Origin of the sequence: Microbacterium sp. (assembly GCF_035687345.1) — a bacterium.
Lineage (GTDB): Bacteria > Actinomycetota > Actinomycetes > Actinomycetales > Microbacteriaceae > Microbacterium.
Genome location: NZ_DASRXZ010000029.1, coordinates 1 through 24,989, shown reverse-complemented (window position 1 = coordinate 24,989; position 24,989 = coordinate 1). Strand labels below are relative to the sequence as shown.

The 24,989-nt window shown below is 70.2% G+C and carries 24 protein-coding genes, 1 tRNA gene and 1 pseudogene; 10 read left to right on the top strand and 16 right to left on the bottom strand.

All coding sequences use genetic code 11. From position 1 onward, the window contains the following. The first annotated feature begins 33 nt into the window (after window positions 1–33). Window positions 34–3,762 (top strand): AAA family ATPase, encoded by a 3,729-nt coding sequence (locus VFF97_RS03665; protein ID WP_325032156.1) that lies wholly within the window; start codon window positions 34–36, stop codon window positions 3,760–3,762. Window positions 3,763–3,768: 6 nt separating this feature from the next. Further along, on the top strand, window positions 3,769–3,987 hold the full coding sequence (locus VFF97_RS03660; protein WP_325032139.1) for a hypothetical protein: 219 nt from the start codon (window positions 3,769–3,771) through the stop codon (window positions 3,985–3,987). A gap of 1 nt (window position 3,988) precedes the next feature. On the opposite strand, the gene mscL is transcribed toward VFF97_RS03660, so the two are convergent. The 3 genes from mscL to VFF97_RS03645 are packed head-to-tail and all read right to left on the bottom strand — an operon-like array spanning window position 3,989 to window position 5,367. Next, a complete protein-coding gene (mscL, locus tag VFF97_RS03655) occupies window positions 3,989–4,411 on the bottom strand; it encodes a large conductance mechanosensitive channel protein MscL (protein WP_325032138.1) in 423 nt (140 codons plus the stop codon). Window positions 4,412–4,444: 33 nt separating this feature from the next. Further along, the gene (locus VFF97_RS03650; RefSeq protein ID WP_325032137.1) at window positions 4,445–4,735 is read right to left on the bottom strand and encodes an FmdB family zinc ribbon protein; all 291 of its coding nucleotides are present in this window, start codon (window positions 4,733–4,735) and stop codon (window positions 4,445–4,447) included. A gap of 35 nt (window positions 4,736–4,770) precedes the next feature. Then, on the bottom strand, window positions 4,771–5,367 hold the full coding sequence (locus VFF97_RS03645; RefSeq protein WP_325032136.1) for a 5-formyltetrahydrofolate cyclo-ligase: 597 nt from the start codon (window positions 5,365–5,367) through the stop codon (window positions 4,771–4,773). A gap of 104 nt (window positions 5,368–5,471) precedes the next feature. Here VFF97_RS03645 and galU point away from each other — a divergent pair, with 104 nt between their 5' ends. The 4 genes from galU (at window position 5,472) to VFF97_RS03625 (ending at window position 8,145) form a co-directional block, all read left to right on the top strand. Further along, complete coding sequence (gene galU / locus VFF97_RS03640; protein WP_325032135.1) at window positions 5,472–6,359, top strand: UTP--glucose-1-phosphate uridylyltransferase GalU; 888 nt, start codon at window positions 5,472–5,474, stop codon at window positions 6,357–6,359. 42 nt (window positions 6,360–6,401) lie between these two features. Beyond that, complete coding sequence (locus VFF97_RS03635) at window positions 6,402–7,031, top strand: GNAT family protein (RefSeq protein ID WP_325032134.1); 630 nt, start codon at window positions 6,402–6,404, stop codon at window positions 7,029–7,031. A gap of 76 nt (window positions 7,032–7,107) precedes the next feature. Further along, window positions 7,108–8,007, top strand: a complete 900-nt coding sequence (locus VFF97_RS03630) for a large exoprotein (RefSeq protein WP_325032133.1) — start codon at window positions 7,108–7,110, stop codon at window positions 8,005–8,007. A 65-nt stretch (window positions 8,008–8,072) separates the two neighbouring features. Further along, window positions 8,073–8,145 (top strand) — tRNA-Ala (locus VFF97_RS03625). 89 nt (window positions 8,146–8,234) lie between these two features. Here the strand turns inward: VFF97_RS03625 and VFF97_RS03620 are convergent. The 6 genes and pseudogenes from VFF97_RS03620 to VFF97_RS03600 all read right to left on the bottom strand — a co-directional run bounded on the left by VFF97_RS03620 (window position 8,235) and on the right by VFF97_RS03600 (window position 11,625). Continuing rightward, the gene (locus VFF97_RS03620) at window positions 8,235–8,951 is read right to left on the bottom strand and encodes a lysoplasmalogenase family protein (protein ID WP_325032132.1); all 717 of its coding nucleotides are present in this window, start codon (window positions 8,949–8,951) and stop codon (window positions 8,235–8,237) included. A 170-nt stretch (window positions 8,952–9,121) separates the two neighbouring features. After that, on the bottom strand, window positions 9,122–9,274 hold the full coding sequence (locus tag VFF97_RS03615) for a hypothetical protein (protein ID WP_325032131.1): 153 nt from the start codon (window positions 9,272–9,274) through the stop codon (window positions 9,122–9,124). Between the two features lie 119 nt (window positions 9,275–9,393). After that, window positions 9,394–9,678, bottom strand: a pseudogene (locus VFF97_RS16745) (LLM class flavin-dependent oxidoreductase); the annotation flags it as partial. 30 nt (window positions 9,679–9,708) lie between these two features. Next, a complete protein-coding gene (locus VFF97_RS03610) occupies window positions 9,709–10,338 on the bottom strand; it encodes a helix-turn-helix domain-containing protein (RefSeq protein WP_325032130.1) in 630 nt (209 codons plus the stop codon). Then, the gene (locus VFF97_RS03605; RefSeq protein ID WP_325032129.1) at window positions 10,335–10,694 is read right to left on the bottom strand and encodes a nuclear transport factor 2 family protein; all 360 of its coding nucleotides are present in this window, start codon (window positions 10,692–10,694) and stop codon (window positions 10,335–10,337) included. Before VFF97_RS03605 ends, VFF97_RS03610 begins: the two co-directional genes overlap by 4 nt. Window positions 10,695–10,758: 64 nt before the next feature. After that, window positions 10,759–11,625: an LLM class F420-dependent oxidoreductase gene (locus tag VFF97_RS03600; protein WP_325032128.1), complete on the bottom strand. Its 867-nt coding sequence runs from the start codon at window positions 11,623–11,625 to the stop codon at window positions 10,759–10,761. A gap of 191 nt (window positions 11,626–11,816) precedes the next feature. Here VFF97_RS03600 and VFF97_RS03595 point away from each other — a divergent pair, with 191 nt between their 5' ends. Then, window positions 11,817–13,844, top strand: coding sequence for a glycosyl hydrolase family 28-related protein (locus VFF97_RS03595; RefSeq protein WP_325032127.1), 2,028 nt, complete (start codon window positions 11,817–11,819; stop codon window positions 13,842–13,844). 18 nt (window positions 13,845–13,862) lie between these two features. Here the strand turns inward: VFF97_RS03595 and VFF97_RS03590 are convergent, their stop codons facing one another. Next, window positions 13,863–14,639, bottom strand: a complete 777-nt coding sequence (locus VFF97_RS03590; RefSeq protein ID WP_325032126.1) for a ZIP family zinc transporter — start codon at window positions 14,637–14,639, stop codon at window positions 13,863–13,865. Between the two features lie 95 nt (window positions 14,640–14,734). Continuing rightward, entirely contained in the window at window positions 14,735–15,811 is a 1,077-nt protein-coding gene (locus VFF97_RS03585; RefSeq protein WP_325032125.1) for a Glu/Leu/Phe/Val dehydrogenase family protein, read from the bottom strand. Window positions 15,812–16,018: 207 nt separating this feature from the next. Between VFF97_RS03585 and VFF97_RS03580 the strand changes: the two genes are divergently transcribed. Both VFF97_RS03580 and VFF97_RS03575 read left to right on the top strand, forming a co-directional pair. Beyond that, on the top strand, window positions 16,019–16,837 hold the full coding sequence (locus tag VFF97_RS03580) for a methyltransferase domain-containing protein (RefSeq protein ID WP_325032124.1): 819 nt from the start codon (window positions 16,019–16,021) through the stop codon (window positions 16,835–16,837). 9 nt (window positions 16,838–16,846) lie between these two features. After that, window positions 16,847–17,323, top strand: coding sequence for a YbaK/EbsC family protein (locus VFF97_RS03575; RefSeq protein ID WP_325032123.1), 477 nt, complete (start codon window positions 16,847–16,849; stop codon window positions 17,321–17,323). A gap of 102 nt (window positions 17,324–17,425) precedes the next feature. Here the strand turns inward: VFF97_RS03575 and VFF97_RS03570 are convergent, their stop codons facing one another. Genes VFF97_RS03570 through VFF97_RS03555 form a run of 4 tightly spaced genes read right to left on the bottom strand, consistent with a single transcriptional unit; the run spans window position 17,426 to window position 22,622 of the window. Further along, entirely contained in the window at window positions 17,426–19,342 is a 1,917-nt protein-coding gene (locus VFF97_RS03570; RefSeq protein WP_325032122.1) for a glycogen debranching N-terminal domain-containing protein, read from the bottom strand. Continuing rightward, on the bottom strand, window positions 19,339–20,250 hold the full coding sequence (locus VFF97_RS03565) for a carbohydrate ABC transporter permease (RefSeq protein WP_325032121.1): 912 nt from the start codon (window positions 20,248–20,250) through the stop codon (window positions 19,339–19,341). The genes VFF97_RS03570 and VFF97_RS03565 overlap by 4 nt, the downstream gene beginning before the upstream one ends. Beyond that, on the bottom strand, window positions 20,247–21,356 hold the full coding sequence (locus VFF97_RS03560; protein WP_325032120.1) for a sugar ABC transporter permease: 1,110 nt from the start codon (window positions 21,354–21,356) through the stop codon (window positions 20,247–20,249). Before VFF97_RS03560 ends, VFF97_RS03565 begins: the two co-directional genes overlap by 4 nt. A 3-nt stretch (window positions 21,357–21,359) precedes the next feature. Beyond that, window positions 21,360–22,622 (bottom strand): sugar ABC transporter substrate-binding protein, encoded by a 1,263-nt coding sequence (locus VFF97_RS03555; RefSeq protein WP_325032119.1) that lies wholly within the window; start codon window positions 22,620–22,622, stop codon window positions 21,360–21,362. Between the two features lie 185 nt (window positions 22,623–22,807). Here VFF97_RS03555 and VFF97_RS03550 point away from each other — a divergent pair, with 185 nt between their 5' ends. Continuing rightward, a complete protein-coding gene (locus tag VFF97_RS03550) occupies window positions 22,808–23,818 on the top strand; it encodes a LacI family DNA-binding transcriptional regulator (protein ID WP_325032118.1) in 1,011 nt (336 codons plus the stop codon). 33 nt (window positions 23,819–23,851) lie between these two features. Here VFF97_RS03550 and VFF97_RS03545 read toward each other — a convergent pair whose 3' ends face one another. After that, entirely contained in the window at window positions 23,852–24,907 is a 1,056-nt protein-coding gene (locus VFF97_RS03545) for a hypothetical protein (RefSeq protein ID WP_325032117.1), read from the bottom strand. Window positions 24,908–24,989 lie beyond the last annotated feature (82 nt).

Here is a 24,989-nt window from a genome sequence, read left to right as displayed (position 1 = left end):
GACGCCGTCTCGGGCGCAGAGGATGCCGTCCCCATGGCGGCCGTGAATCCCGGAACGCTCGAGCTGTCCGAGCCGGGGGTCTCGGTCGTGCACATCGCCGAGCCGGAACGCGAGCGGCTTCGGGCGCAGGCCGCCGAGCTCGGGGGCCGATCGACGCTGCTGCACTTCTCCGAGCCCGCCGACGCGGTCATCGAGATCACGAAGGCGCACCCCGGCAGTCTGCCGCAGTTCCTCACCGGACGCTCGACCCTGCTGTCGAACCTCTTCCGTGACGAGGTCGCGCACCGCACGGCGCGCCTCGCCGCCGAGCGCATCACCGCGAAGAGCGTCCAACTGCGGACGGTGCGCGGGATCGAGTCCGTGCACCTCGCGGTCGGCCTCGCGTCGTGGCGCATCGGCGGCATGCGCTGCACGGCGCCGGTGCTGCTGCGTCCGCTGTCCATCCGCCGGCACCAGTCCGACTTCGAGCTCGCGCTGCGCGGGGGCTCGTTCACCGTCAACCCCGAGCTCGTCCGCGCGATGCGCGAGCATTTCGGCATCCGCATCAACGGCGCCGCCCTCGCGGCCCTCGCGTATGACAACGGAGTCTTCAAGCCGCAGCCGGTGATCGACCGCCTGCGTCAGCTGACGGCCGCGATCGACAGCTACACGGTGCGCCCCCGCCTGGTCGTCTCGAGCTTCGCCGACGTCGGCACCGGCATGGCGCGCGACATCGTCGACCAGGACCACGTCGTGCTCAACGCGCTCGCGGGCCACGAGTCCGACCGCGAGATCTTCGCGACCCGCCGCGACGCGCCCGTCGTGCCCAGCGCGGACGAGCGACCGCCCGCATCCGACACGCTCATCCTCGACGCCGACGCCGAGCAGGAGGGCGTGCTCGCCCGCATCACCGACGGGCAGTCCCTCGTCGTGCACACGCTCCCGGGAACGGGTGGCACGCAGACCGTCATCAACGCGATCGGCGCGCTCGTGCGCGAGGGCAAGCGCGTGCTCGTCGTGAGCGCGCGCCGCTCGACGCTCGACGGCGTGCGGCACCGTCTCGCCACCATCGGCCTGCCCGGACTCGCGGTCTCGCCCCGCTCGCTGCAGCGCGACCTCATCCGGGCGATCGGCCGCAACGAGAAGGCCGAGGCGCCGAAGGTCGCCGAGATCGACGATGCCCTCGTCCGGCTGCGGAACGTGCTGCGCGACTACCGCCGCTCGCTGACCGCGACCCACAGCGGACTCGGCGTGTCGATGCTCGACGTGCTCCGCGAGCTCTCGAACCTCACCTCCCGCGAACGTCCGCCGTCGACCTCGGCGCGCTTCGACTACGGGACGCTCGTGCGGGTGGCGCCCGTGCGCAAGGAGGCCGCCGCGAAGCTGGCCGCCGCAGCACGGCTGGGCGAGTTCCGTTTCGGTCCGGACGACTCGCCCTGGTACGGCGTGACGTTCGCCACGACGGATGCCGCCCGCGCCGCCCACGCGCTCGCCGCGCGGCTGCACAGGCAGGATGTGCCGAGCCTGCTCGAGCGCGCCTACGAGCTCGTGGCACAGACCCGCATGCGTCCGTTCCACACGATCGCCGAGCTGGGCTCGTACCTGAAGCTGCTGCAGGGGATCCGCGACTCGCTGGACCGGTTCAGCCCGACGGTCTTCGAGCGCCCGCTCGCCGAGCTCATCCAAGCGCACGGACCTCGTCGCGACGCACCGAACATGACGAGCGCGAACCGCCGCAGGCTCAAGCGGCTGTCGCGCGAGTACGTGCGTCCGGGCGTCCATGTGCCCGACATGCACGAGTGGCTCGTGCGCATCCAGAAGCAGCGCACCGAATGGCAGCGCTACGTCGACGCGGGCGTGATCCCCGAGGTGCCCGTCGGCATCGCCGATGTGCACGTGGCGTGGCAGCACGCCGAGGCGGGTCTCGCCGAGCTGGATGCTGTGCTCAGCCGCACGGGTGCGGAGCGTCTCGCGCACCTGCCGATCCCGCGCCTCGTGCGCACGCTCGCCGCGCTGGCCGCGGACTCTCCGGTCTTCGACAACCTCGTCGAGCGCGCGACGCTGCGCGGGGAGCTCGCCGACCTGGGCCTGGAACCGCTGCTCGTCGAGCTCTCGGTGCGGCACGTGCCCGAGTCGGAGGTGGGCGCCGAGCTCGAGTTCGCGTGGTGGCAGTCCGCGCTCGAGCACCTGCTGCGCTCCGACCGCGCCCTGCTCGGAGCGAACACCGCAGTCGTCGACCGCCTGGAGCGCGACTTCCGTCTCGTCGACGAGGCGCATGCGGGCGCATCCGGTCCGCTCCTCGCAGCCCAGCTCGCGACGCAATGGCGCATCGGGATCGTCGACCTGCCCGAAGAGGCGGCCGCGCTCAAGCAGGCGCTCAAGAACGGCATGGGGGAGCCACGTCGACTCCTGGCCGTCGCGCCGTCGCTCATGCGCGTGCTCGCGCCGGTGTGGCTCGCTTCGCCGTACGACGTCCCGCTCATCCCGGCGGAGCCCGAGTTCGACGTGGTGCTCATCGCGGATGCCGCGGCGCTGAGCCTCGCCGAAGCCGCGCCCGCACTGCGTCGTGCGCGTCAGGTGGTCGCGTTCGGCGATCCCGTGACGCAGAAGCCGACGCCGTTCCGCGTCGCGGCGGATGCCCCGGTCGACGACCTGGGGGCTCGCACTCCGCGCACGCCGGACACCACGGATGCCGCGACCGAGATCGACGACGAGTTCGAGTTCGACGACGTGAGCGTCTTCGAGCGCCTCGCCGAGCTGCTGCCCGTCGAGACGCTCACCCGCAGCTATCGAGCCGGCGGGGAGGACCTGGCCCAATTGGTGAACGGCGCCTTCTACGGGGGCGAGATCGTGTCGCTGCCGTGGGCCGGGTCCTACCTCGGGCGCGGGAGCCTCAGCGTCGACTACGTCGAGGGCGGAACGGGCGCGCCCGACCCTGTCACCGGCGCCGTCGAGAGCCCCGATGCCGAGGTCGCACGGGTTGTGACGCTCGTCGTCGAGCACGCCGTCAACCGCGGCAGCGAGTCGCTCATGGTCGTGACGGCGAGCACACGTCACGCCGAGCGCATCCGTGCGGCGGTCGAGGCGGCCTTCGCGGGTCGATCGGACGTCGCCGACTTCGTCTCGCGCGACACGGCCGAGCCGTTCGCGGTGCTGACCCTCGAGGAGTCGGTCGCGGAGAGTCGCGACCGCGTGATCTTCTCCCTCGGCTTCGGCCTCACCAAGCACGGCCGCGTGCTGAGCGACTTCGGCGATCTGTCGACGCCCGACGGGGAGCGCCTCCTCACGGTCGGCATGACGCGCGCTCGCCGGGCGATGGTCATCGTGTCGTCGATCCGGCCGTCCGCGTTCGACGACGGACGCCTCGAGCACGGTGCCGCCACCCTCATGGCGATCCTCGGCGGCGTCGCCGCACGCGCCCGCGAGTCGCGGCTCGAAGACCTCGCCGACCCGCTGACCCTCGCCCTCGCGCGCGAGCTGCGCCGGCTCGGCGCGGCCGTCGAGGTGCACTACCGCGGACTCCTGCCGCTCGTCGCGCAGTACGAGGGCAAGGCGGTCGTGGTCGAGAGCGACCCCGAGACGATCGGCGAGACGCTGCGCGAGTCGCTGCGCCTGCGCCCGCAGATCCTGCGCCGGCTCGGCTGGCACTATGTCCGCGTGCACTCGTTCGACCTGTACAGCGACCCCGCGGCGGTCGCCGCCCGCATCGGCGAGATGCTCGGCATCCCGCCCGAGTCGCCGCGGGCCGAAGGCGCGACGCAGCCCATCGACGTCATCGAGTGAGGTCCGATGACCTCGCGTGAGGGCACGGGTTCCGGCGACGAGAGGCAGAAGGTCGTGCGCGTGCCGGGCCGCCGCCGCGCCAAGCTGACTCCCGCGCCGGGCACGACGAGCGAGCCCGTGCCGACGGACGACGACGAGACGGATGCCCCGGCCGACGCATCCGGTTCACGCCCGTCCGGGCCGAACGACGATCGCCTGCGACGGGACGTGCCGCCGCACTACTGAGTCAGGAGCGCGTGGGCGGCGCCTGGCTCGCGAGGAGGTCGCGGATCTGCGCGAGCAGCTCCTGCTCAGTGGGCAGCGGCTCCTCTTCCTCGGTGTCGGCGCCGGCCTTGGCGGCCTGGCGCTCCTTCCAGCGGTTCATGGGCATCACGAAGACGAAGTACACGATCACCGCGACGGCGAGGAAGTTGATGATCGCGCCGACGATCGCCCCGATCGCGAAGATCGACGTGCCGCCCGAGAGGGTCGGGACCTCCAGCACCCAGCCGCTCAGGTCGCCCAGCTGGAAGATGACGCCGATCAGCGGGTTGATGAAACCCTCGACGAGCGCGTTGACGATCGCGGTGAACGCGGCGCCGATGACCACCGCGACCGCGAGGTCGATGACGTTGCCGCGGAGGATGAACTCCTTGAAGCCTTTGATCACGTGATGCTCCTCACTGTCGCCGGCTTCCGCCGGCTACGAGCCCGTCGTGACGGGCGCGGACTTCGACTCAGACTTCGATGATGTCGAAGATGCCGCAGCGGTGCCAGACCCCGAGTCGGACGACGACGTCGACGAGCTCTTCTCGGACGAGCGGGAGTCGGTGCGGTAGAAGCCGGACCCGTTGAAGGTCACGCCGATCGACCCGTACTCCTTGCGCAGGGCTCCGCCGCATTCGGGGCATTCGGTCAAGGACGGGTCGGTGAAGGACTGCACGGCGTCGAAGCGGTGGCCGCACTGCTTGCAGGCGTAGGCGTAGGTGGGCATGTTCCTCGGTCTTGCTCTCGGAGGGTATCTCGCGGTCAGCGACGCGCGGATGTGAAGGTCATGGTTCTGGTGGGGGTGACGACACCGTCGACCGGTTGGTCGTGCAGGTCGCGGGGGAGCTCGTCGAGCACCTCGCTGTCGTAGACGACCGCGTACACGGGAGGGCAGCGCTCCATCGAGCCGATCGTCTTGTCGAAGAAGCCGCGGCCCCACCCGAGGCGGGTACCCGATTCGTCGACGGCGGCGGCCGGGATGATCATGAGGTCGACGTCGTTGACCGCGATCGGGCCCAGCAGCTCGCCGACCGGCTCGGGCTGGCCGAACAGGCCGTCGGCGATGTCGAGCTCGGGGTCGGCGACTGTCCAGTCGAGCAGGCCGTCCTTGCGTGTGATCGGGAGGAGGACCCGGATGCCGCGCGCGACCGCGCCCTCGACGAACTCCCGCGTACCGGGCTCGATGCTCGTGGACAGGAAGCACGAGACGGATCTGGCGCCGTGCCGCTCGACGAGCGCGTCGAGCTGCTCGCGGATGCCCGCGGCCGCCTCTGCACGCGCCTGCTCGGAACGCATGTTGCGCCGTTCGCGCAGCTCGGCCCGGAGGGCGCGCTTGGCATCGGCGATCGCGTCGGACATGCGTCGATTCTAGGCGGGCGCGGCTGTGCGCCCGCCCATACCACACGGTGCGCCTCGCGTGCCGTGCACCGCGAGTCGGGGCATCCGCCCTCTAGACTCAGGGGATGCCTCACTTGCCGTTCAAGGCCGTCATCCCCGCCGCAGGACTGGGAACGCGATTCCTCCCCGCGACGAAGGCGATGCCGAAGGAGATGCTTCCGGTCGTCGACAAGCCCGCGATCCAGTACGTGGTCGAAGAGGCCGCACAGGCCGGCATCGACGACATCCTCGTCATCATCGGACGCAACAAGAACGCGATCTCCAACCACTTCGACTCGGTTCCCGAGCTCGAGGACAAGCTCAAAGACAAGGGCGACACCGAGCGGCTGCGCCGCGTGCTCGAGTCGAGCGACCTCGCCGACATCCACTTCGTCCGCCAGGGAGAGCCCAAGGGCCTCGGCCACGCGGTGCTGCGTGCGCAGGCCCACGTGGGCGACCACTCGTTCGCGGTGCTGCTGGGCGACGACCTCATCGACGAGCGCGACGAGCTGCTCACGACGATGCTCGCCGAGCACGAGCGCACGGGCGCCGCGATCATCGCCCTCATGGAGGTCGACCCCGACCACGTCGAGGCGTACGGCGTCGCATCCGTCGAGGAGACCGACGCCGACGGCATCGTGAAGGTGACCGGTCTCGTCGAGAAGCCCAAGAAGGAGGAGGCGCCCTCCAACCTCGCCATCATCGGGCGGTACGTGCTGGCGCCGAGCGTGTTCGAGATCCTCGAGCGCACCGAGCCGGGCAAGGGCGGCGAGATCCAGCTCACCGACGCCCTTCAGGAACTAGCGACCGACCCTGACGGACCCGGCGTGTGCGGCGTCATCTTCCGTGGTCGCCGGTACGACACCGGGGATAGGGTGGACTACATCAAGGCGATCGTCCAGCTCGCCGCCGATCGCGAAGACCTCGGCCCGGCGCTGCGCCCGTGGTTCAAGGACTTCGCGGCGCGACTGTAGCCGAAGCGACCGCCGGATGGGCCCGCGTCCGAGGGAGGTCTCGTGGATCTGACCGCTCCTCGCTCCCATGGGCCGGTGTCGATCCGACTCGTGAAGCAGCGCGATGCGCGCGTGCTGCAGCAGGAGCTGCTGTCGAACCGCGCATGGCTGCGCCCGTGGGAGGCGACGAGTCCCGACGGCCCGGTCTCGTTCGACATGAGGCTCGGCATCCGTCGTCTCCTGCAGCAGTACCGGGACGGGCTCGGCGTGCCGTTCGTCATGGAGTACGACGGAGAGATCGCCGGCCAGCTCAACGTGTGGGGCATCGCCCGCGGGTCGCTCGCCTCGGCGACGATCGGCTATTGGGTCAGCGAGCGGTTCGCGGGGCGCGGTATCACGCCCACCGCCGTCGCGATGGCCACCGACGTGTGCTTCCGCGAGTTGAATCTCCACCGCATGGAGATCTGCATCCGCCCCGAGAACCGCGCGAGCCTGCGGGTCGTCGAGAAGCTCGGCTTCCGTTACGAAGGGCTGCGCCGTCGCTACATCCACATCGACGGGGACTGGCGCGACCACTATTGCTTCGCGCTCGTGCGCGAAGAGGTCCCGGAAGGGGTTCTCGAGCGCTGGATATCGGGACGGGCGCCGCAGGATGCGGCATCCGTGCCCCCCTCCGATCGTCTGCACGCGTGAGTCGCGAGCCGACCGACTGAGCGACACGCGCCCGGATGGCCCGGCTGGCGCACTCCGCTCGCTTACCGTTGACCGCATGGGCGGGCAGGTGCTGGGCGGTGGTGTGATCGTCGCCGTGACGGTCCTGCTGTGGCTCGTCTACCTCCTGCCGTCATGGCACAGCCGCCGTCAGTACGACGCGGCCGAGCGCAACGCGGTGCGGCTGAACCAGGCCCTGCGGGTGCTCGCCGAGACGGCCGAGACCCCCGAGGAGGTGCGCCTCGAGCTCAACACGCGCACGGCTCTCGCGCAGCAGCGGCTCGCGCGCCGTGCGCTCGCCGAGCGCGAGCAGGCCGCGCTCGAGCAGGCGCGCATCGAGCTCGAGCAGGCGCGCGCCGAACGCGCTGCCGCACGGCGCTCGCCGCAGGCTCGCCGTGCGCGCGCCCGCCGCCGCATGCGGCTCGCCACGACGACTGTCGGAGTCGCGGCGATCGGCTTCGCCGGCTGGGGCGCGTGGGAGGTCGTCACGACCGGTGCACAGCTCCTCCTATGGTCATCGGTCGCGGTCGCAGTGCTCTGTGGGCTCGTGCTCGTGCGTCTGTCGCGTGTCGCCGCGCGCGCGGCCGCGAGGGCGGAGAAGGCGGATGCCGCGACCCGCGAGCCCGCGATCGTGCAGGATGTCGCGCTCGAGCCCGCCCGCGAATGGCAGCCGCGCGAGCTGCCCCGCCCGCTCACGGCGTCGGCCGGATCGCGCGCCGCAGCCGTACTCGAGGCGGAGGTCGCGCGCGAAGCCCGTCGCCGGGCCGCGGTCGAGGAGGCCATCCGCGCCCGGGCAGAGGAGCAGGCACCGCCGTCGATCGAGCGGGCGCGTCAGGCGCGCGAGGCGCGCCCCGCCGCATCCGGCACCCCGGATTTCGCCCGCATGGGCTACGTCGACGACGCCGAGATCGAAGCGCACGTGCGCCAGTTGCTCGCGCGCCGCGCGGCGGGGGAGTAGCGCCGAAGCGGTCCTCGCGTGGTCAGGGCGGCCCCGCGAGCCGTGCTAATCTATCTGAGGTTCACGGGCCTGTGGCGCAGTTGGTAGCGCGTCTCGTTCGCAATGAGAAGGTCAGGGGTTCGAATCCCCTCAGGTCCACCGAATGAGTGAAGCCCCTGCTTTGTCAGGGGCTTCACTCATTTTGACGGTGGTGTGATTCGACGCCTCGGTCGGTGCGGTTCGCGCCCTCACCCGTACGCGGGCACCGCTTCGCCGCGCGCGTGCCGCGGGACCATCGAGAGGGCGATCACGACGATTCCGCTCAGGTACAGGATCCAGTAGGCGACGCGGAACAGCATCGCCGTCCCGTCGACGACACCCCCGACCTCGAGCGAGACGAGGAGGTGCGCAGCGAGCAGCAGGCCCGTGCCGACGCCCGATGAGGTGCCGGCGATGAATCCGGTCGTGGCCATCACACCGAGCAGCAGCAGGTACACGACACCCACGACGCGAAGCGTGGGATCGAGTCCGCCCCAGGACGCGGCGAGGACCATGGCGATCACCGCGGCGTAGAGCAGCCATATGGAGGCGCGTACGCCCCGCGACGGGCCCGCGCGTGATGCGGACCCCGCACGGACCGTGACCTGCACGAACAGCACGGTGAGCACAACGAAGGCGGCCGCGTACGCCGCGATGCTCACGAGGAATGCAGCGTGTCCCAAGCCGATCAGACGTGGATTGCCCAGGACATCGCCGACCCAGCAGAGCAGAAGCGCGACGACGAGGAGCCGCGGGCCGCGTGCCCTCCACACCCACACGGCCAGGATCGGCGCGAGGAGGAACGTCGAGACGAACGCGAGCTGCGCGGGGAGATGGAAGACGACGAGCGCGAACTGGGCCATCGCGGCCAGCGCGAAGGCGAGGAGCCACGGACTGCGAAGAACTCGGGTCGAGGAATCGGACACCCACGCCACGCTAGGCGGACGGCGCCGGACGCCGCGTCGTGCGAAGGGATGATCCGCACTCAGCCGGGAGGATGATGGAAGCGTTCGATCTTGCCCTGGGTCCGTGGCGCAGCCGTGGGGCCCGCGCCGCGTGGCAGCGGGACCAACGAGAATGCGAATCATGCATCGCGTCAGGCGAGCTGATGGGATGCCTCCGCGAGCACCTCGACCTGGTCGGGGTTCCACGGTCCGGTCGGGGCGAGCACGGTGACGTGGTCGATCCCGAGGTCGGCGAAGCGCCCGCACCGGTCGGCGAAGGCGGACGCGGACTCTCCTGCCTGCATCCGCGTCGAGATCGTCTTCTCGATCGCGTCGTACGGACGCCCGACCTCGTCGCACAGCCCGCGGAGGATTCGGAGCTTGCGATGCCGAGCATGGCCCTGCCGTGGGACAGCTCGTCGAGCGTCGTGACGGCTTTGACCAGGAGCGCGGGTGGCCGGAACGTCACCGCGCTCACGAGCGTGCCGAGGCGGAGGCGCGACGTGCGCGCCGCCAGGAAACCGAGCGTCGTGTAGGCCTCGAGCATCTCGGTCTCGTCGGGGCGTGCGCCGTAAGGGTCGACTTGAAGCACATGGTCGGCCACCCACAGGGCGTTCACGCCGCCCTCGTCGGCGAGTTGCGCGAGATCGGCGAGGTTCTCGGCGATCGATCGTTCGCGCCACGAGAAATTCGTGACGCTCAGGCTCATCTTCATTCGTCGCTCCTCTCGCGTTCGCGGCTAGACGTCGACGCCTTCTCGAAGAAGGGAGTAGCCGCTTCGGGTCGCCGCGTCCACGCGTCGGGCGAGGTCTCTCCCGGCCGTGCCTGCTCGGGTGAGCTCGCGCGTGTAGGCGACGAGGGACCGGTGGACCGCCAGGATCATGTGGGCCGCCGCCGCAGCATCCGCTCCGAGCTCCGTCGTTCTCTCGATGACGGTGGCGAGCGCGGCCGCCGCGTCGTCGTACGACGCCCTCTCCCGCGCGAGAAGCGCCGGACTGTCGGCGATCATCCGCCCGACGGCGGCGAGGAACTCGGCACGTTCCGGTGACAGCGACGCGCGGTTCTGCTCGAGCAGGAACGCCTCGACCGCGTCGACGACGCCCTGCCCCTCGGCGCGCTGTTCGACGGCGGCGACGAGGCGCGTCCAGAATTGTTCGAGCCGGTCGAAGACGAGATCCTCCTTGGTGCGGAAGTGGTTGAACACCGTGGCTTCCGACACCTCCGCCGCACGGGCGACCTCGGCGACGGTGACGGCCTCGAACCCGCGCGCGAGGAACAGCTGCATCGCGGCGTCGGCGATCGCGGCCCGCGTGCGCTGCTTCTTGAGCTCACGCAGTCCGATGGGCGTCTCGCGTTCGATCGTGCTCATGCGGACGCCATCGGGCTGAACTGGATCCCGGCGAGCTGCCATCGTCCTTCGTTCCTGACCCACGTCTGACTGACGCGCACGCTGAGGCGGACCTCTTGGTCGTCGTACATCGCGTGGTTCGTCTGCACATCGCGCACGATGGCCGCGTCGCCGTACCGGCTCACCTCGAGCTCGCTGATCTGCAGCTCGAGGTAGCGGAACAGGTCGTGTCTGTCGATCCACTCCCGCTTGTCCATCACGAAGCCCTTCGGCCCGATGGAGCGGAAGTCGTCGGCGATCAGCTCTTCGAGAGTCGCTCGATCGGCGTTGAGCTCAGCCTCGTCGAAGCGATGCTGGACAGCGATGACATCGTCCATGACAGCCTCCTCGTGTCGAGGAAGCTAGAGTAACCCCAAACTTAGAGCGACTCAAGTGACGGGCTCACAAGTCAGCGATGCGTGGCACGACGTCGTTCGCGAGGCGCTCCACCCACTCGAGCTGGCGGTTGGGCCGCACGCTCAGCACGACGAGGTCGATCCCGACATCGCGCAGCCGCTTCACCTGGTCGAGCCAGTCGGGGGCATCCGGGTTCAGCCGGCTCGCGAGCGCCTGCTTCTCGATCGCGTCGTAGTCGGTGCCGACGTCGTCGCAGTGGCGGCGCAGCACGTCGAGCAGCTCCGCGACCTCGTCCGGCTCAGCGGACGTGAAGTTGACGATCTGCGCGTGCTGCGCGGCGAGGCGAAGCGTCTTCCGGCGTCCCTTTCCGCCGATCATGATGGGCGGATGCGGCGCGGCCACCGGCTGCGGACCGTTCAGCGTCGCGGCGAGCCGATAGTGGCGTCCCTCGAACGGGCCGTCGTCGTCGCTCCACATCTGTTCGACGATGCGCAGCGTCTCGTCCAGCCGCTCGAAGCGCTCGGCGATCGGAGGGAAGGGGACGCCCAGCGCCTGATGCTCGCGCTCGTACCACGCGGCGCCGATGCCGAAGAAGGAGCGTCCTCCGCTCAGCACATCGAGGGTCGTGGCGGTCTTCGCCAGGAGGCCCGGGTGCCGATACGTCACCCCGACCACGAGCGGCCCGATGCGCATGCGGGACGTGTGCGCGGCCACGAACCCGAGCGTCGTGTACGCCTCGAGCATCGGCTGTGCCGCGTCGCCCGTCGCGTCCATCTGGAACCAGTGATCCATGACGGTGAACTGGTCGAACCCGCCGGCTTCCGCAGCCTTCGCGGTGGCGACGATGTCGTCGGCGATGGCCGGTGCACCGCCCGGCGTCGTGTAGTTCCAATAGTGGATTCCCGTACGCATGGTCACAGGCTAGGGGTGGCCGAGGGGAGGGCGGCCGGTCCTGACGAAAGTCCTTGCGTGAGATCCGATGCGGAACGCAAGAACTCGACAGAATCACGACAATTGCGAACGAAGTCTTGATCCGTCTCGACGTGGCCGTCTACAGTGACGGCAACGAGCACCCGAAGGTCCCGACGAGAAACGAGTCGACGATGACACGTCCCCTCCCCGCCGTCGCTGCGATCGCCGCGGCATCCGTCGCTCTCGCCGTGCTGGCCGCCGCCCCGGCGGCCACAGCCGCACCACCGTGGTCGGCGCCGCCGCCCGACCCCGTGGTCACGCGCGCCGCGCTCGATCCCGCGCTCACCGAGGGGCGCGGCGCCGACGTGCCGTTCCTCGAGCAGGAGGCCGAGAACGCCCGGACCAACGGCACCGTGCTCGAGGCGGGGCGTGACGCGTACACGGTGGTGGGTGAGGCATCCGGTCGATCCGCTGTCCGTCTCGCCCCCGGGCAGTGGGCCGAGTTCACCCTGCCCGCGCCGACGAATGCGATCACGGTGCGGTACAGCATTCCGGATGCCGCGCACGGGGGCGGCATCACAGCGCCGCTGCGCATCACGACGAAGAACAAGCCGTACACGCTCACGATGACGTCGCAGTACGCATACCTCTACAACCAGTACCCGTTCACGAACGACCCGAACGCGGGGCTGCTGCATCCGGACTGGTGGATCACCGAATGCTCGTGCGTGCCGCAGTTCGACCTGCCGGACTTCGAACCCGACAAGCCCTTCCGGCCGATGAAGTTCTTCGACGAGGAGCGCGTCCTCTTCGACAAGACGTATCCGGCCGGCGACGTGATCCGGCTGACGGCGCCGCACGGCGTCGCGGCGACGATCATCGACCTCGTCGACACCGAGCTGGTCGGACCGCCCGTCGAGGTGCGGAAGGCCGAGAACGTGCTGAAGTACGGCGCCGACAACCACGGTCGCAAGGACTCCGCGCCGGCGATCGAGAAGGCGATCGCGGCGGCGCACACGAGCGGGCTCCCGGTGTACCTCCCACCGGGCACGTACCGTGTCGACCGCCACATCGTCGTGGACGACGTCACGATCATCGGCGCCGGTCACTGGTACACGAAGGTGAAGGGGCGCGAGGTGGCTCTCTCGACGCCCGCGCCCGATGGGTCGATGCACACGGGAGTCGGGTTCTACGGCAAGGACGCCGCCGACGGCGGCAGCCGCAACGTGCACATCTCGGGTCTCGCGATCGAGGGCGACGTGCGCGAGCGCATCGACACCGACCAGGTCAACGGCATCGGGGGCGCGTTCAGCGACTCGACCTTCCGCGACCTGCACATCCAGCACACGAAGGTCGGCATCTGGCTCGACGGTCCGATGTCGAACGTGACGATCGAGGACTCGATCATCGTCGACCAGATCGCGGATGCCGTGAACCTCCACCGCGGCGTCACCGACTCGCGCGTGGTCAACACGTTCGTGCGCAACACCGGCGACGACGGCCTCGCTATGTGGGCGGAGACCGACCAGAACGGCGGCAACGTGTTCGAGCGCAACACCGTGCAGTCTCCGACGCTCGCCAACGGCATCGCGATCTACGGCGGGCGCGACAACACGGTCGCCCGCAACCTCGTCGCCGACCCCGTACGAGAGGGCAGCGGCCTGCACGCGGGCGCCCGGTTCGGCGCGGAGCCGTTCGAGGGCACGCTGAGCTTCACCGACAACACGACCGTGCGCGCCGGGGGGTTCGAGCTCAACTGGAGGATCGGCCTCGGCTCGCTGTGGATCTATGCGCTCGACCGGTCGATCGACGGCGCGATCCGCGTCACGGGCGATCATTACCTCGACTCGACCTACAACGCGATCATGATGGTGTCGGAGTGGGCGGTGCGCAACGACGTCGCGATCACGGATGTCGCGTTCAAGGACGTCCGCGTCGACGGCACCGGCACTTCGGTGCTGAGCGCGCGGGTCGCCGGCGGCGCTTCGTTCGAGAATGTCGATGCCCGCAACGTCGGCGCGGTCGGGATCAACAACTGCGGCTCGTTCAACTTCCCGCCGACGGGGAGCGAGTTCACCGTGACCGACCTGGGCGGCAACGACGGCGGCGGCACGACCGGACCGTGGATGGCGGCGTGGGAGCTGCCCAACACGATCACGTGCGACGACCGCCCGCCGGTGGTGACTCCGCCGACCCCGTCACCTTGGGTGCAGCCATGAGGGCAGCGGGGAGGGCGATCACCCCGCCAGCTCGTGCAGCAGGAACGCGCACAGGAAGCCGATCGTCGCCCAGAGTCCCGTGAGCGCGCGCTGCTCGGCGAAAGCCTCGGGGATCATCGTGTTGCAGATCATGGCGAGGAGCGCGCCGGCGGCGACGGTCGTGATCACCGCGATGACGCTCACCGGCGCGGCCTGCAGGGCGGCGTAGCCGACCACGGCCGCGACGACCGTCACGAGGGCGATGCCGCCCCACAGCAGCGCGACACCGCGACCGCTCGATCCGCCGCGCTTGAGCGCGGCGGTCGACCCGAGTCCCTCCGGAACGTTGCTGATCGCGATCGCCGCGACGATCGGGATGCTGATGCCGCCCTGCAGGACGGACAGGCCCATGACGATCGACTCGGGGATGCCGTCGATGAGGCCGCCCACGGCGATCGCGACGCCGGTGCCGCCCGCGAGCCGGGCACCGCGCCGCACGGCGATGTTCGCGGGTGCGACCGCGGGCGGAGGAGGTGGCGACGGTTGCTTCCGCGGCCTGGACACGAGCCGGTCGGCGGCGATGTACAGGATCGCGCCGGCGAAGAACCCGATGACGACGGGAAGCAGCCCGCCTGCCTCGGCGGCTTCCTCGACGAGCTCGAACGCGAGCGTCGAGATGAGCACGCCCGCGCCGAGCGCCATGATGCCCGCGACGACCATCTGCGGGATGTCGATGAACCACGCGACCGCCGCCCCGACGAGGAGCGCGGCGCCCGCGATCAGGCCGCTGAGCGCCGCGAGCCAGAGTCCGTCCATGGCGTCAACCTAGCGGCGAGCCGCACTCCGCCGGGGCGGCACGCGGAACCGGCGCACGCGAGAGGCTGCCGTGCGCCGGTTCGCGAGTCGATGGGTCAGTGCGCGAGAGCGGGCTTGCGTCCGCCGTCGGCGAGACGCTGGGCCGCGAGGCCCTCGGCCGCCTCGAGCGGCGAGACCCCGCGCGACTCCGCCTCGTCGAATACCCGACGGACGGTGTCGCCGATCGCCGCGACCCGGTCCATGACCTCGGTCTTGGTGCCGAGCTGCTTCGCGACGAGGTCGAGGTAGATCACGCCTCCCGCGTTCACGACGAAGTCGGGTGCGTAGAGGATGCCCCGTGAAGCCAGTCGGTCGGCGCCCGAGCGCTCGGCGAGCGGGTTGTTCGCGGGTCCGCACACGGCCTTCGCGTCGAGCGAGTCGATCACGTCCTTCGTGAGTACGCCGCCGATGCCCGCCGGCACGAACACGTCCGCGGGCACGAGGTGCTCGGTGCCGGGTTCCGCCCAGTCGACGCCGAGGTCGGCGGCGAGGTCGCGCTTGGCGGGGTTGACGTCGGTCACCGTGAGGATGGCGTCCTCGGCGGCGAGCCGCACGGCGAGGCGGCTGCCGACCTGACCGAGGCCCGAGATCGTGATGCGGCGACCCTTGACGTCGCTCGAGCCGGTGATCCGCTCGAGGGTCGCACGGATCGCCTCGTACACGCCGATGCTCGTGGGGCCGGCCGGTTCGCCCGAGCCGCCGACGGCGTCGGGGAGACCCACGACGTGCTCGGTGCGCTCGCTCACCACGAGCATGTCCTCGGTCGTCGAGCCGACGTCTTCGGCGGTGCGGTACAGGCCGTGGAAGGACTCGACCGCGTCACCGAGGTCGAGGAACGCGGCGCGACGGCGCTCGGCATCGAGCTGGGTTCCGGGCGGCAGGGCGATCACGGCCTTGCCGCCGCCGGCGTCGAGGCCTGCCGCGGCGTTCTTGAGGGTCATCGCCTCGGACAGGCGAAGCGCGTCACCGAGGCCGTCGCTCCAGGTCGGGTACGTCCACAGGCGTGCGCCGCCGAGGGCGGAGCCGAGCACCGATGAGTGCAGCGCGACGATGATCACCAGGCCGCTCCGACGACCCGTGATCACCTCCACGCGTTCGTGGTCGAAACGGGGCAGGGGCAGGGTGTGCGTCATCGCGATCCTCTTCCGGCGGGCCTTGTGGGCTGTGCGCTGCGAACGCCGCCTCTTCGCGGCATCCGTCTTCTATTGCATCACCAGGCGGCGGACTGTTCAACCGTTCGCCAGGCGAGTGAGCAGATCGCTCAGGCGATCCCGATCGCCGTCGACGATGGAGCGCAGGATGCGTCATGAGACCGGATGCTGCGCCGATACCCTCGGGAGATGACGACGGCGCGCTACACCCACGGCCACCACGAATCCGTCCTGCGCTCGCACGAATGGCGCACGGCCGAGAACTCGGCCGCGTACCTCCTGCCGCACCTCGCGCCCGGGCTCTCGCTGCTCGACGTCGGGTCGGGCCCGGGGACGATCACCGTCGACCTCGCGCAGCGACTGGCTCCAGGACGCGTGAAGGGCGTGGACGCCGCGGCCGATGTCGTCGCGAAGGCGGCGGCGCTCGCGGCGCAGCGGGGTGTGGTCGACGTCGAGTTCGCCGTCGGCGACGCATACGCGCTCGACGCGGCGGACGGGGAGTACGACATCGTGCACGCGCACCAGGTGCTGCAGCACCTCGAGCGCCCGGTCGACGCGCTGCGGGAGTTCGGTCGCGTCGCGGGCGCCGACGGCCTCGTCGCGGCGCGCGACGTCGACTACGAGGGCACGATCTGGTATCCGCTCCTTCCGGCGCTCGCCGAATGGCTCGACCTGTACGTGCGCGTGCATCGCAGCTCGTCGGGGGAGCCGTCGGCGGGGCGTCGCCTCAAGGCGTGGGCGCGAGAGGCCGGACTGCGTGACATCGTCTCGAGCGCGAGCGTGTGGGTGTTCGAGTCGCCCGACGACCGCGCCTTCTGGGGCGGCATGTGGGCCGATCGCGTCGTGCAGTCGGCCTTCGCCGACCGTGCGCGGGCCATCGGGGCAGACGACGCGCAGCTCGAGCGGATCTCGGACGGCTGGCGCGAGTGGGCGGAGCGTCCGGATGCGTGGCTGCTCATGCCGCACGGTGAGATCCTGGCGCGCGGAGCCGGTGCCGAGCGCCGATAATCTGGGCTCGTGACTGCTCAGCTGCCCACCCGAAGCCGACTCGTCCACGACTCCCTGCGCGCCGCCGGCATCGCCGGCGACATCGTGGTGCTTCCGGATGCCGCGTCCACCGCTCCGCTCGCGGCCGCCGCCCTCGGGGTCGAGGTCGGCGCGATCGCGAACAGCCTCGTGTTCTGGAGCGACGGCGAGGCGCTGCTCGTCATGACGAGCGGCGCCCACCGCGTCGACACCGCCGCCCTCGCCGAGCGTCTCGGACGCACGTCGATCAAGCGTGCGACCCCCGAGCAGGTGCGCGAGGCGACGGGCCAGGCGATCGGGGGAGTGGCGCCCACGGGGCATCCGTCGCCGCTTACCACCATCGTCGACGAGGATCTCGCCCAGTACCCCGAGATCTGGGCCGCGGGCGGTACGCCGCACACCGTCTTCCCGCTCACGTTCGACGAGCTCGTGCGTCTCACGAACGGGACGGTCGCCAAGGTCGACTGACCCTCCCAGGCCCGCCACACACACGCCGAGATCGCGCAAACGACGTTTTCCGCCGCGGACGAGCGGTGATTCGCGCAATCTCGGCGACGGTGGGGGCGGGGCTCAGCCGGACCGGACGATCTGCGCGCACGCGATGGCCCCGGCCGCCGACCACGCCTGCGGACGGCACGCCGCGGGGTACGGCGTCGGCACCGAGGTCTGCCACGCGGGGTCGCCCGAGTGCAGCTCGGGCACGCGGTAGGCGAACCCCTCCGCCGCGGCGACGAGCCCCCGCACGACGTCGCGCGCGGCATCCGTCAATCCTGCGCGGTGCAGGCTCCACGCGATGATCGCGGTGTCGTGCGTCCACACGCTGCCGCCGTGATACGACAGCGGCCAGTAGCCGGCGGCGCCGGTCGACATGGTGCGGATGCCGAAGCCCGACGACATCGACTCCCCGAGCAGCAGCTCGGCGACCGCGCGCTCCTCCGCGGGGTCGAGGATGCCCGTGCCCACGAGGTGGCCGATGTTGCTCGTGAGGGTGTCGACCGGACGCTTGTCGCGGTCGAGAGCGATCGCCGGATACCGACCCTCGGGCGTCTCGACCCAGTACGACTCGCGGAACCGCGAGCGCAGGGTCGACGCCCACTCGCGCAGGGTCGACGGGGAGAGGCCCCCCTCATCCTCCGCGCCGAACGCCTCGAGAAGGTCGGCACCGGCGATCGCCGCCTCGTACGCGTAACCCTGCACCTCGCACAGGGCGATGGGGCCGCGTGCCAGCGTGCCGTCGCGCCACTGGATGGAGTCGCCCGAGTCCTTCCACCCCTGGTTCGCCAGCCCGCGCCCGGTGCGGTCGATGTAGTCGATGAACCCGTCGCCGTCGCTGTCGCCGTACTCGATGAGCCACCGCAGCGCTCCGAGCAGCGCGGGAACGAGCGCGCGCACCTCGAGCTCGGGCATGCCTGCGCGCCAGGCGTCCGCGAGCAGGCACACCCACAGCGGTGTCGCATCGACGCTGCCGAAGTACAGCGGCGGGAGTGTGACTCCCTCGCTCGGCAGCTCGAGCGCCGACGAGCGCAGCTCGTGCAGGATCTTGCCCGGCTCCTGGGCGGTCGCGATGTCGTCCTCGGTGCCCTGCATCCGCGCGAGCACGCGCAGTGTCGAGGCGGCGATCGCGACGTCGACGGGCAGCGCGAGCCGGGCCGTCCACAGCGAGTCGCGTCCGAAGAGCGTGAAGAACCAGGGTGCGCCGGCCGCGAAGAACTCGTCGTCGGGGTCGTCGGTCGCCGTCAGTCGCAGCGCGTCGAGGTCGCCGATCGCTGTCTCGAGCCACCGGTCGAGGCGCGTGTCACCCGTCGGTCCGTGTCGCCCGCCCGGGGGAGGCCACGCGCCGGCGGCGCCGTGGACGACGGACGCGTCGTCGTGCAGGTCGACGGCGAACGAGACGGATGCGGCGCCGTGCGCCTCGACGGCCACGGGCCACTCCGCCGTGACGGCGCCCGAGACCGCCGTGACCTCGGACCCCGGGGCCGAGAGGATGAACGACCGGCCGCCGTGCGTCACGGTCGCTGCGGCATCCGACAACTCGATCGCCGCCGCCTGTGTGGCCGCGAGACCCGCCTTCACGTCGTGCAGCGGCGCGAAGTCGGGCGCGATCACGAGCGTCAGCGTCGTGCCGATCGGATGCGGCAGCCCCGACTCGATCGTCCACGTCTCGGTCATGCGGCCGGCTTGGACGCGGCGATCGCGCACGAGCCGCAAGCGCGGGTCGGGCATCGGATCGTCGAGCCCGCGCAGCAGACCGCCGAACACGACGCGCGACGGGCCGTCGGGCGAGACCGAGATCCATTCGATGCGCGACCCTCGACAGGTCGCGGTCATCGAGCGGATGTGCCGCACATCGCCGTGGTACACCCCGTCGATCGTCTGGGCCCCGAGGTCGCCTTCGCGTCCCGACCACACCTGCGTCGGCGCGCGCAGTGCGATCACCGCGTCGTCGAGGAGCGGCTGCAGCGCGATCGGGTTCGATCCTGCGGTCATTCCTTGACGGCTCCTTCGCTGACGTTCATGATGCGTCGCTGGAAGATGAAGAACATCACCGCGACGGGGATGGTCATGATCACCGCCGCCGCGAGCTTGAGCGGGAACTGCGATCCCTGGCTGAGCTGCCCCGATGCGAGCGACGCGACGCCCTTCGTCAGGGTGGTCAGTTCGGGCGACTGCGTGGCCACGATGAAGTGGTTCAGCTCGTTCCACGATCCCTGGAACGACAGGATGATGATCGTGATGAGCGCGGGCCGCGCCATCGGCAGCACGACCGACCAGAACACGCGGAACGTGCCGGCGCCGTCGATGCGGGCCTGCTCCTCGACCGAGACGGGTATCGACTCGAAGAAGTTCTTCATGATGAACACGCCGGCGGCGTCGACGAGCAGCGGCAGGATCATCGCCGCATACGTGTCGTAGATGCCGAGCTGGTTGATCACGAGGAACTTCGGGATGAGCAGCACGACCGTCGGCACGGCCATCACCGCCACGACGGCGGCGAACACGACCCCGCGTCCGCGGAAATGCAGTCGGGCGAGCGCGTAGCCGGCCAGCGAGCAGAAGAACACGCGCCCGAGAGTCACGAAGATCGTCACGATCGCGGAGTTCGTGAACCAGATCGGGAAGTCGCTGCGCAGGAACAGCCGCTCGTACGCCGCGAAGGTGATCGTCTGGGGGATGAGCGAGATCGGATCGGCCGCCGCCTCGGGCTCGGTCTTGAAGGACGTCGCCACTTGCACGAGGAACGGATAGATGTAGACGATCGTGATCGCGATCAGCACCGCGTAGAGCACGATCTGCCACACGATGGGTGCGCGCACCCACCGCTGCCGAGTCGGCTTGGTTTCGCGCAGGGGCTCCTCGGTGAGCACCCGGGCTTCGTCGAGGGTCGTGCCGGTCATCGCCTCGCCTCCTTCGGCTGCGATGGCTGGTACTGGCGGGCGCGGCGGTTCGACACCGGCCGGTCACGCAGGACCCAGCGCTGGAAGATGGTGAAGATGACGATGATCGCGAACAGGATGAACGCGATCGCGGCACCGCGACCCCAGTCCTGATCGAGGAACGCCGACGAGTACGAGAGGTACGCCGGAGTCAGGGTCGTCTTGGACGGGCCGCCCTGCGTTCCGGTGTAGATCTGATCGAACACCTGCCAACAGCCGATGAGGCCCAGGGTCAGCACCGTGAACAGAGTCGGTCGCAGCTGGGGGAGCGTCACGCGCCAGAACCGCTGCCACGCGTTGGCGCCGTCGACCATGGCCGCCTCGTGAACCTCGGCGCTGAGGTTCTGCAGCGCCGCGATGAACAGGAGCATGAACGTGCCGCTGGTTGTGAAGACCGCCATGAGGATGAACGCCGTCATCGCGACCGAGGGCCCGGCCATCCAGTCCCACCACGAGATCCCGAGGAAGTCGTTCTCGGTCAGGGCCGCGGGTCCGCTCGTCACGCCGACCGCCCTGAGACCGTTGTGGACGATGCCGGTGGGGTCTTGGAACCAGTTCGGTCCGTTGATGCCGAGCCACGAGAGGACCTCGTTGACGACGCCCGTCGCCGAGAAGAGGAACAGCCACAGCACGGTGATCGCGACGGAGCTCGTCACCGACGGGAAGTAGAACGCGGTGCGGAAGAACCCCCGCCCGCGCAGGATCGCGCGGTTCACGAGCACGGCGAGGAAGAGCGACAGCGCGGTCTGGATCGGCACGACCAGCAGCACGTACCACGCGTTGTTGCGCAACGAGGTGCCGAAGTCGCGCGTCGGGAGGCCGCCGTCGACGGTGATGGCCGCGTAGTTCTCGAGGCCGACGAAGTTGACGTTCGCCGAGAGGGGGCTTCCCCTTCCCGTCCAGTCCGAGAAGCTCACCCACAGCGCCATCAGGACGGGCGCGAGCAGGAAGATCCCCAGGATCAGAATGACGGGAAGAGTGAAGACCCAGCCGGCGAGCGCCTCCCCGCGCCGGATGCCCCGGCCGGGGCCTCCCGCACGAGGAGGCGCTGCGACGGTGGCGGTCATGGGTCAGCCCACGATCGCTTCTGCGTTCTCCTGCACGGTGTCGAGGATCTGCTGCGGATCGCCTGTCTTGAGGCCCTCGAGCTGTGCGTTGAAGTCGGAGATCACCGCGGAGATGCCGTCGTTGGTCGGAACACCTTTCGCGTAGTCGGCCCCCGCGATGAAGGCGGCGAGCTCGGGGTTGTCGGCCGTCCACTGCTCGGCGGCGGACTGCACCGACGGCATCGGGCCGAACGCCTCCGAGAACGCGAGCTGCTGCTCGGCGCTCGTCAGGTACTCGACGAGTTCGAGTGCGGCCTGCTGGTTGGGGCTGTCGGCAGCCATGCCCCAGCAGTTCGTGAACTGCATCGTGCCCTTGCCTGCGGGACCCTCCGGCAGCTCGACGACCTGGTACTGGACGTCCGGGAAGTCGTTGGTCATGGCGCCCTGGATCCAGTTGCCCTCGATCGTCATCGCCGACAGCTGCTTGCCGAACGCCTCGCCGCCCCAGCCGGCGCCGAGGTCGGACGAGTAGGCGAAGCTGCCCGCCTCCATCTGCTCCTTGACGTAGGTGAGGGCTTCGACGTTCTCGGGGCTGTTCGCGACGGCTTCCGTGCCGTCGTCGCTGATGAGCTGTCCGCCCGCCTGCGCCATGAAGGCGCCGACGCGCTGGTACTCGGGACCGAACGCGAGACCCGTGACGCCGTCCGTCGTCAGCGTGGCGGCGACATCGGCCAGCTCATCCCACGTCGTGGGGATGTCGTCGTCCGTCAGACCGGCCGCCTCCCACAGGCTCGTGTTGATGATGAGCTGCAGCGTCGAGAAGTCCTTCGGCGCGCAGTAGAACTCGTCCTCGTAGGTGAAGTTCTGCACGAGCGTCGGGAAGAAGTCGTCCTTGTTCGACAGCAGGTCGCCGTAGGCCTTGAGCGAGCCGTTGCCCGCGTACCCGGCCAGAGCCTCGGTCGCGAGGTAGAACAGGTCGGGCGGCGATCCGGCCGCGAACCCCTGCGAGAGCTGCTGGGGGAGATCGTTCGCGACCTGGACGGTCGCCTCGATCCCCGATTCCTCGGACCATGCGGCGACCGCTTCGGTCACCGCATCCGTCTCGGCGTCGCCCGACGAGCCGATGAGGACCGTGAGCGCCTCGTCCGACGACGTGAGCTCGGAGTCGTCGCCGCCTCCGGCACCGCCGCCGTCATCGAACCCGGAGCCGCACGCCGTGAGCGCGAGGGCGCCGGTGACGAGGAGCGCTCCGGTGCCCAGCATCGCGCGGGTCTTGTGCCGTGTCATGGTCTCTTCTCCTTTGAATGAGGTTCTCGGTGCATGAAGGCAGTTTGATCGTTCAAACGATCTAGCGACTTTGAACGATCAAAATTATCATCGACCCCACGGTAGGAATGAGGTCCTCGTCCTGTCAAGGGCATCGGCGCACCGTAGGATGACAAGTGAAGGATCAGAACCCTGGGGAGCCGCGGATGGCGAAGCCGCCGACCGTCGAGGACGTCGCGACGGCGGCGGGGGTCTCACGCCAGACCGTTTCCAACGTGATCAACACGCCGGAGGTCGTACGCCCGGAGACGCGCGACCGCGTGCGGCGCGTGATCGACGAGCTCGGCTACCGCCCGCACGCGGCGGCGCGCCGCCTGCGCACGCGACGCAGCTCGACGATCGGGATCCACCTCGACCCGTATGCGGGCGGGATCTCCGGCGTCGTCCTCGACCGCTTCGTGCATGCGCTCACCGAGCAGGCGAGCGAGCGCGGCATGCGCATCCAGCTCTACGCGGCACGCACCCCCGACGACGAGATCGCGCGCATGCAGGAGCTCGTCACGGGCGGGGAGATCGACGCGGTCGTGATCACGGGAACCTTCCACGGCGATCCCCGTACTCGGTGGCTGCTCCAGCGGGGCATCCCGTTCGTCTCGTTCGGACGGCCGTGGGGCGCCGACGACGTCGCGGATCCCGCGCATCTGTGGGTCGACGTCGACGGCGCCGCGGGCACGGCGGCCGCGACACGCCATCTGCTCGAGACCGCCGGCCCGCGCATCGCATTCCTGGGTTGGCCGCGCGGTTCGGGAACCGGCGACGACCGCGAGCGCGGCTGGAGCGAGGCGATGACGGCGGCCGGCGCATCCGGCGTGCGCCTCACGAGCGAGGACAGCGTCGCGCAGGCGCGTGCCGCCGCGGCGAGCGCACTCACCTCCGACGGCGACCTCGACGGCATCGTATGCGTGAGCGATTCGCTCGCGATCGGCGCGCATCTCGCCGCCGTGGCGGCGGGGCGCCCAGATCTGCCGGTCACCGGGTTCGACAACACCAACGCGGCCGAGGCCCTTGACATCTCGAGCGTGGAGCAGCTCCCCGAGCAGGTCGCTGCCGGCGCGCTCGAGCTCCTCATGGGTGCGACCGGGAGCGTCGTGGCACCGCGCCGGACGGCCGCGGGCGAGGCCCACGTGCTCGTCGAGCCGCGGCTCATCGTCCGCTGACCCGGACGCGAGCTCGCCCGCGGCGTGCCGACGTCAGTGCCGCGCGGGCACCGGGAAGCGCAGAGTCGCGGCGACCGGTGAGCCGTCGATCGACTCCTCCTTGCGGATCGCGCGCACCTTGCCTCCCGCGCGCAGCACGCGCGTGACGAGCTCGTCGACGACGTCGTAGCCGTCCCCGCCGCCGTCGTTCGAGAGCTCGACGTTGCCGTAGTCGTCGACGCGCCCGTGCACATCGGCGTCGAGGTCGAAGCGCAGCTCGTCGACGGCATCCGCCACCGTCGCCACCGCGACATCGCGCAGTCGCGTGGTCGCGAGCCCCTGCGCGCGGAGGTTGCCGAACCGCTCGCGCCACTCGCGGAGGTCGGCGGCCCGCCGCCGGTCGAGGATCTCGCGCGCGATCTTCTCCACCCGCTCGCGCGTGAGCGAGTCGGGATGCTCGTGCACGACGTCGTCGAGCAGGCAGTCGTGCGTGTTCACGGCACGGTACGCGGAGTCGAGGTCGTCGCTCGCGACCAGGATGAGCGGCACCCCGCGCGGCACGATCTTCACGACCTCGTCCTGCACGACACGGCAGAAGCGCTCGCGCTCGACGCGGTCGCCCGTCGCACCGTGCGCGCGATGCCGGTCGAACGTGCCGTCGGTCGCGGTGCGCTCCAGCATGAGCCGGTGGTCGTCCGGGAGGGCGAGCGGATGCTCCACCAGCCGCCCCTCGTCATCGAGCTCGGCGAGCTTGGCGCCCTGCTGCGTCACCTTCACGACGAAGCCGTGCAGCGGGAACGACACCGCGCGGATGAGGCCCGACACATCGAAGCGGTCGGAGACGACGACGCGGTCGGGGAGGTGGTTCGCGACCCGGAAGGCATGCAGCACACCGGGCGCCGCGAGGAGCACCATCGAGCGCGACTGCCGCGTCCAGAACTCGTCGTCGCCGAGCACCGCCCGCAGGCGGCCGACGACGTCATGGCGGGCGCCGTGCGGCAGGTCCATTCCTTCGAGCTGACGCGCCGCCTGGTCGATCGCGTCGCGCAGCGCTATGCGGATGCGTTCGTGGTCCTGAGGGACCGGAGACGACGCGAGGCTGATCGACACGCTCGCCGCGTCCCGGTGCTCCGTGAGGGAGATGAGCCGTTCTCTGTCCGGAATGTCTACAGGGAGCATGGGGCCACGATAG

Excerpts from the sequence above, each read along its gene's own strand:
- VFF97_RS03665 (WP_325032156.1), top strand. The coding sequence starts at position 34 with ATGGCGGCCGTGAATCCCGGAACGCTCGAGCTGTCCGAGCCGGGGGTC.
- VFF97_RS03660 (WP_325032139.1), top strand. The coding sequence starts at position 3,769 with ATGACCTCGCGTGAGGGCACGGGTTCCGGCGACGAGAGGCAGAAGGTC.
- VFF97_RS03650 (WP_325032137.1), bottom strand. The coding sequence starts at position 4,735 with ATGCCCACCTACGCCTACGCCTGCAAGCAGTGCGGCCACCGCTTCGAC.
- VFF97_RS03645 (WP_325032136.1), bottom strand. The coding sequence starts at position 5,367 with ATGTCCGACGCGATCGCCGATGCCAAGCGCGCCCTCCGGGCCGAGCTG.
- galU (WP_325032135.1), top strand. The coding sequence starts at position 5,472 with ATGCCTCACTTGCCGTTCAAGGCCGTCATCCCCGCCGCAGGACTGGGA.
- VFF97_RS03630 (WP_325032133.1), top strand. The coding sequence starts at position 7,108 with ATGGGCGGGCAGGTGCTGGGCGGTGGTGTGATCGTCGCCGTGACGGTC.
- VFF97_RS03615 (WP_325032131.1), bottom strand. The coding sequence starts at position 9,274 with ATGCAGGCAGGAGAGTCCGCGTCCGCCTTCGCCGACCGGTGCGGGCGC.
- VFF97_RS03610 (WP_325032130.1), bottom strand. The coding sequence starts at position 10,338 with ATGAGCACGATCGAACGCGAGACGCCCATCGGACTGCGTGAGCTCAAG.
- VFF97_RS03605 (WP_325032129.1), bottom strand. The coding sequence starts at position 10,694 with ATGGACGATGTCATCGCTGTCCAGCATCGCTTCGACGAGGCTGAGCTC.
- VFF97_RS03600 (WP_325032128.1), bottom strand. The coding sequence starts at position 11,625 with ATGCGTACGGGAATCCACTATTGGAACTACACGACGCCGGGCGGTGCA.
- VFF97_RS03595 (WP_325032127.1), top strand. The coding sequence starts at position 11,817 with ATGACACGTCCCCTCCCCGCCGTCGCTGCGATCGCCGCGGCATCCGTC.
- VFF97_RS03590 (WP_325032126.1), bottom strand. The coding sequence starts at position 14,639 with ATGGACGGACTCTGGCTCGCGGCGCTCAGCGGCCTGATCGCGGGCGCC.
- VFF97_RS03585 (WP_325032125.1), bottom strand. The coding sequence starts at position 15,811 with ATGACGCACACCCTGCCCCTGCCCCGTTTCGACCACGAACGCGTGGAG.
- VFF97_RS03580 (WP_325032124.1), top strand. The coding sequence starts at position 16,019 with ATGACGACGGCGCGCTACACCCACGGCCACCACGAATCCGTCCTGCGC.
- VFF97_RS03570 (WP_325032122.1), bottom strand. The coding sequence starts at position 19,342 with ATGACCGCAGGATCGAACCCGATCGCGCTGCAGCCGCTCCTCGACGAC.
- VFF97_RS03565 (WP_325032121.1), bottom strand. The coding sequence starts at position 20,250 with ATGACCGGCACGACCCTCGACGAAGCCCGGGTGCTCACCGAGGAGCCC.
- VFF97_RS03560 (WP_325032120.1), bottom strand. The coding sequence starts at position 21,356 with ATGACCGCCACCGTCGCAGCGCCTCCTCGTGCGGGAGGCCCCGGCCGG.
- VFF97_RS03555 (WP_325032119.1), bottom strand. The coding sequence starts at position 22,622 with ATGACACGGCACAAGACCCGCGCGATGCTGGGCACCGGAGCGCTCCTC.
- VFF97_RS03550 (WP_325032118.1), top strand. The coding sequence starts at position 22,808 with ATGGCGAAGCCGCCGACCGTCGAGGACGTCGCGACGGCGGCGGGGGTC.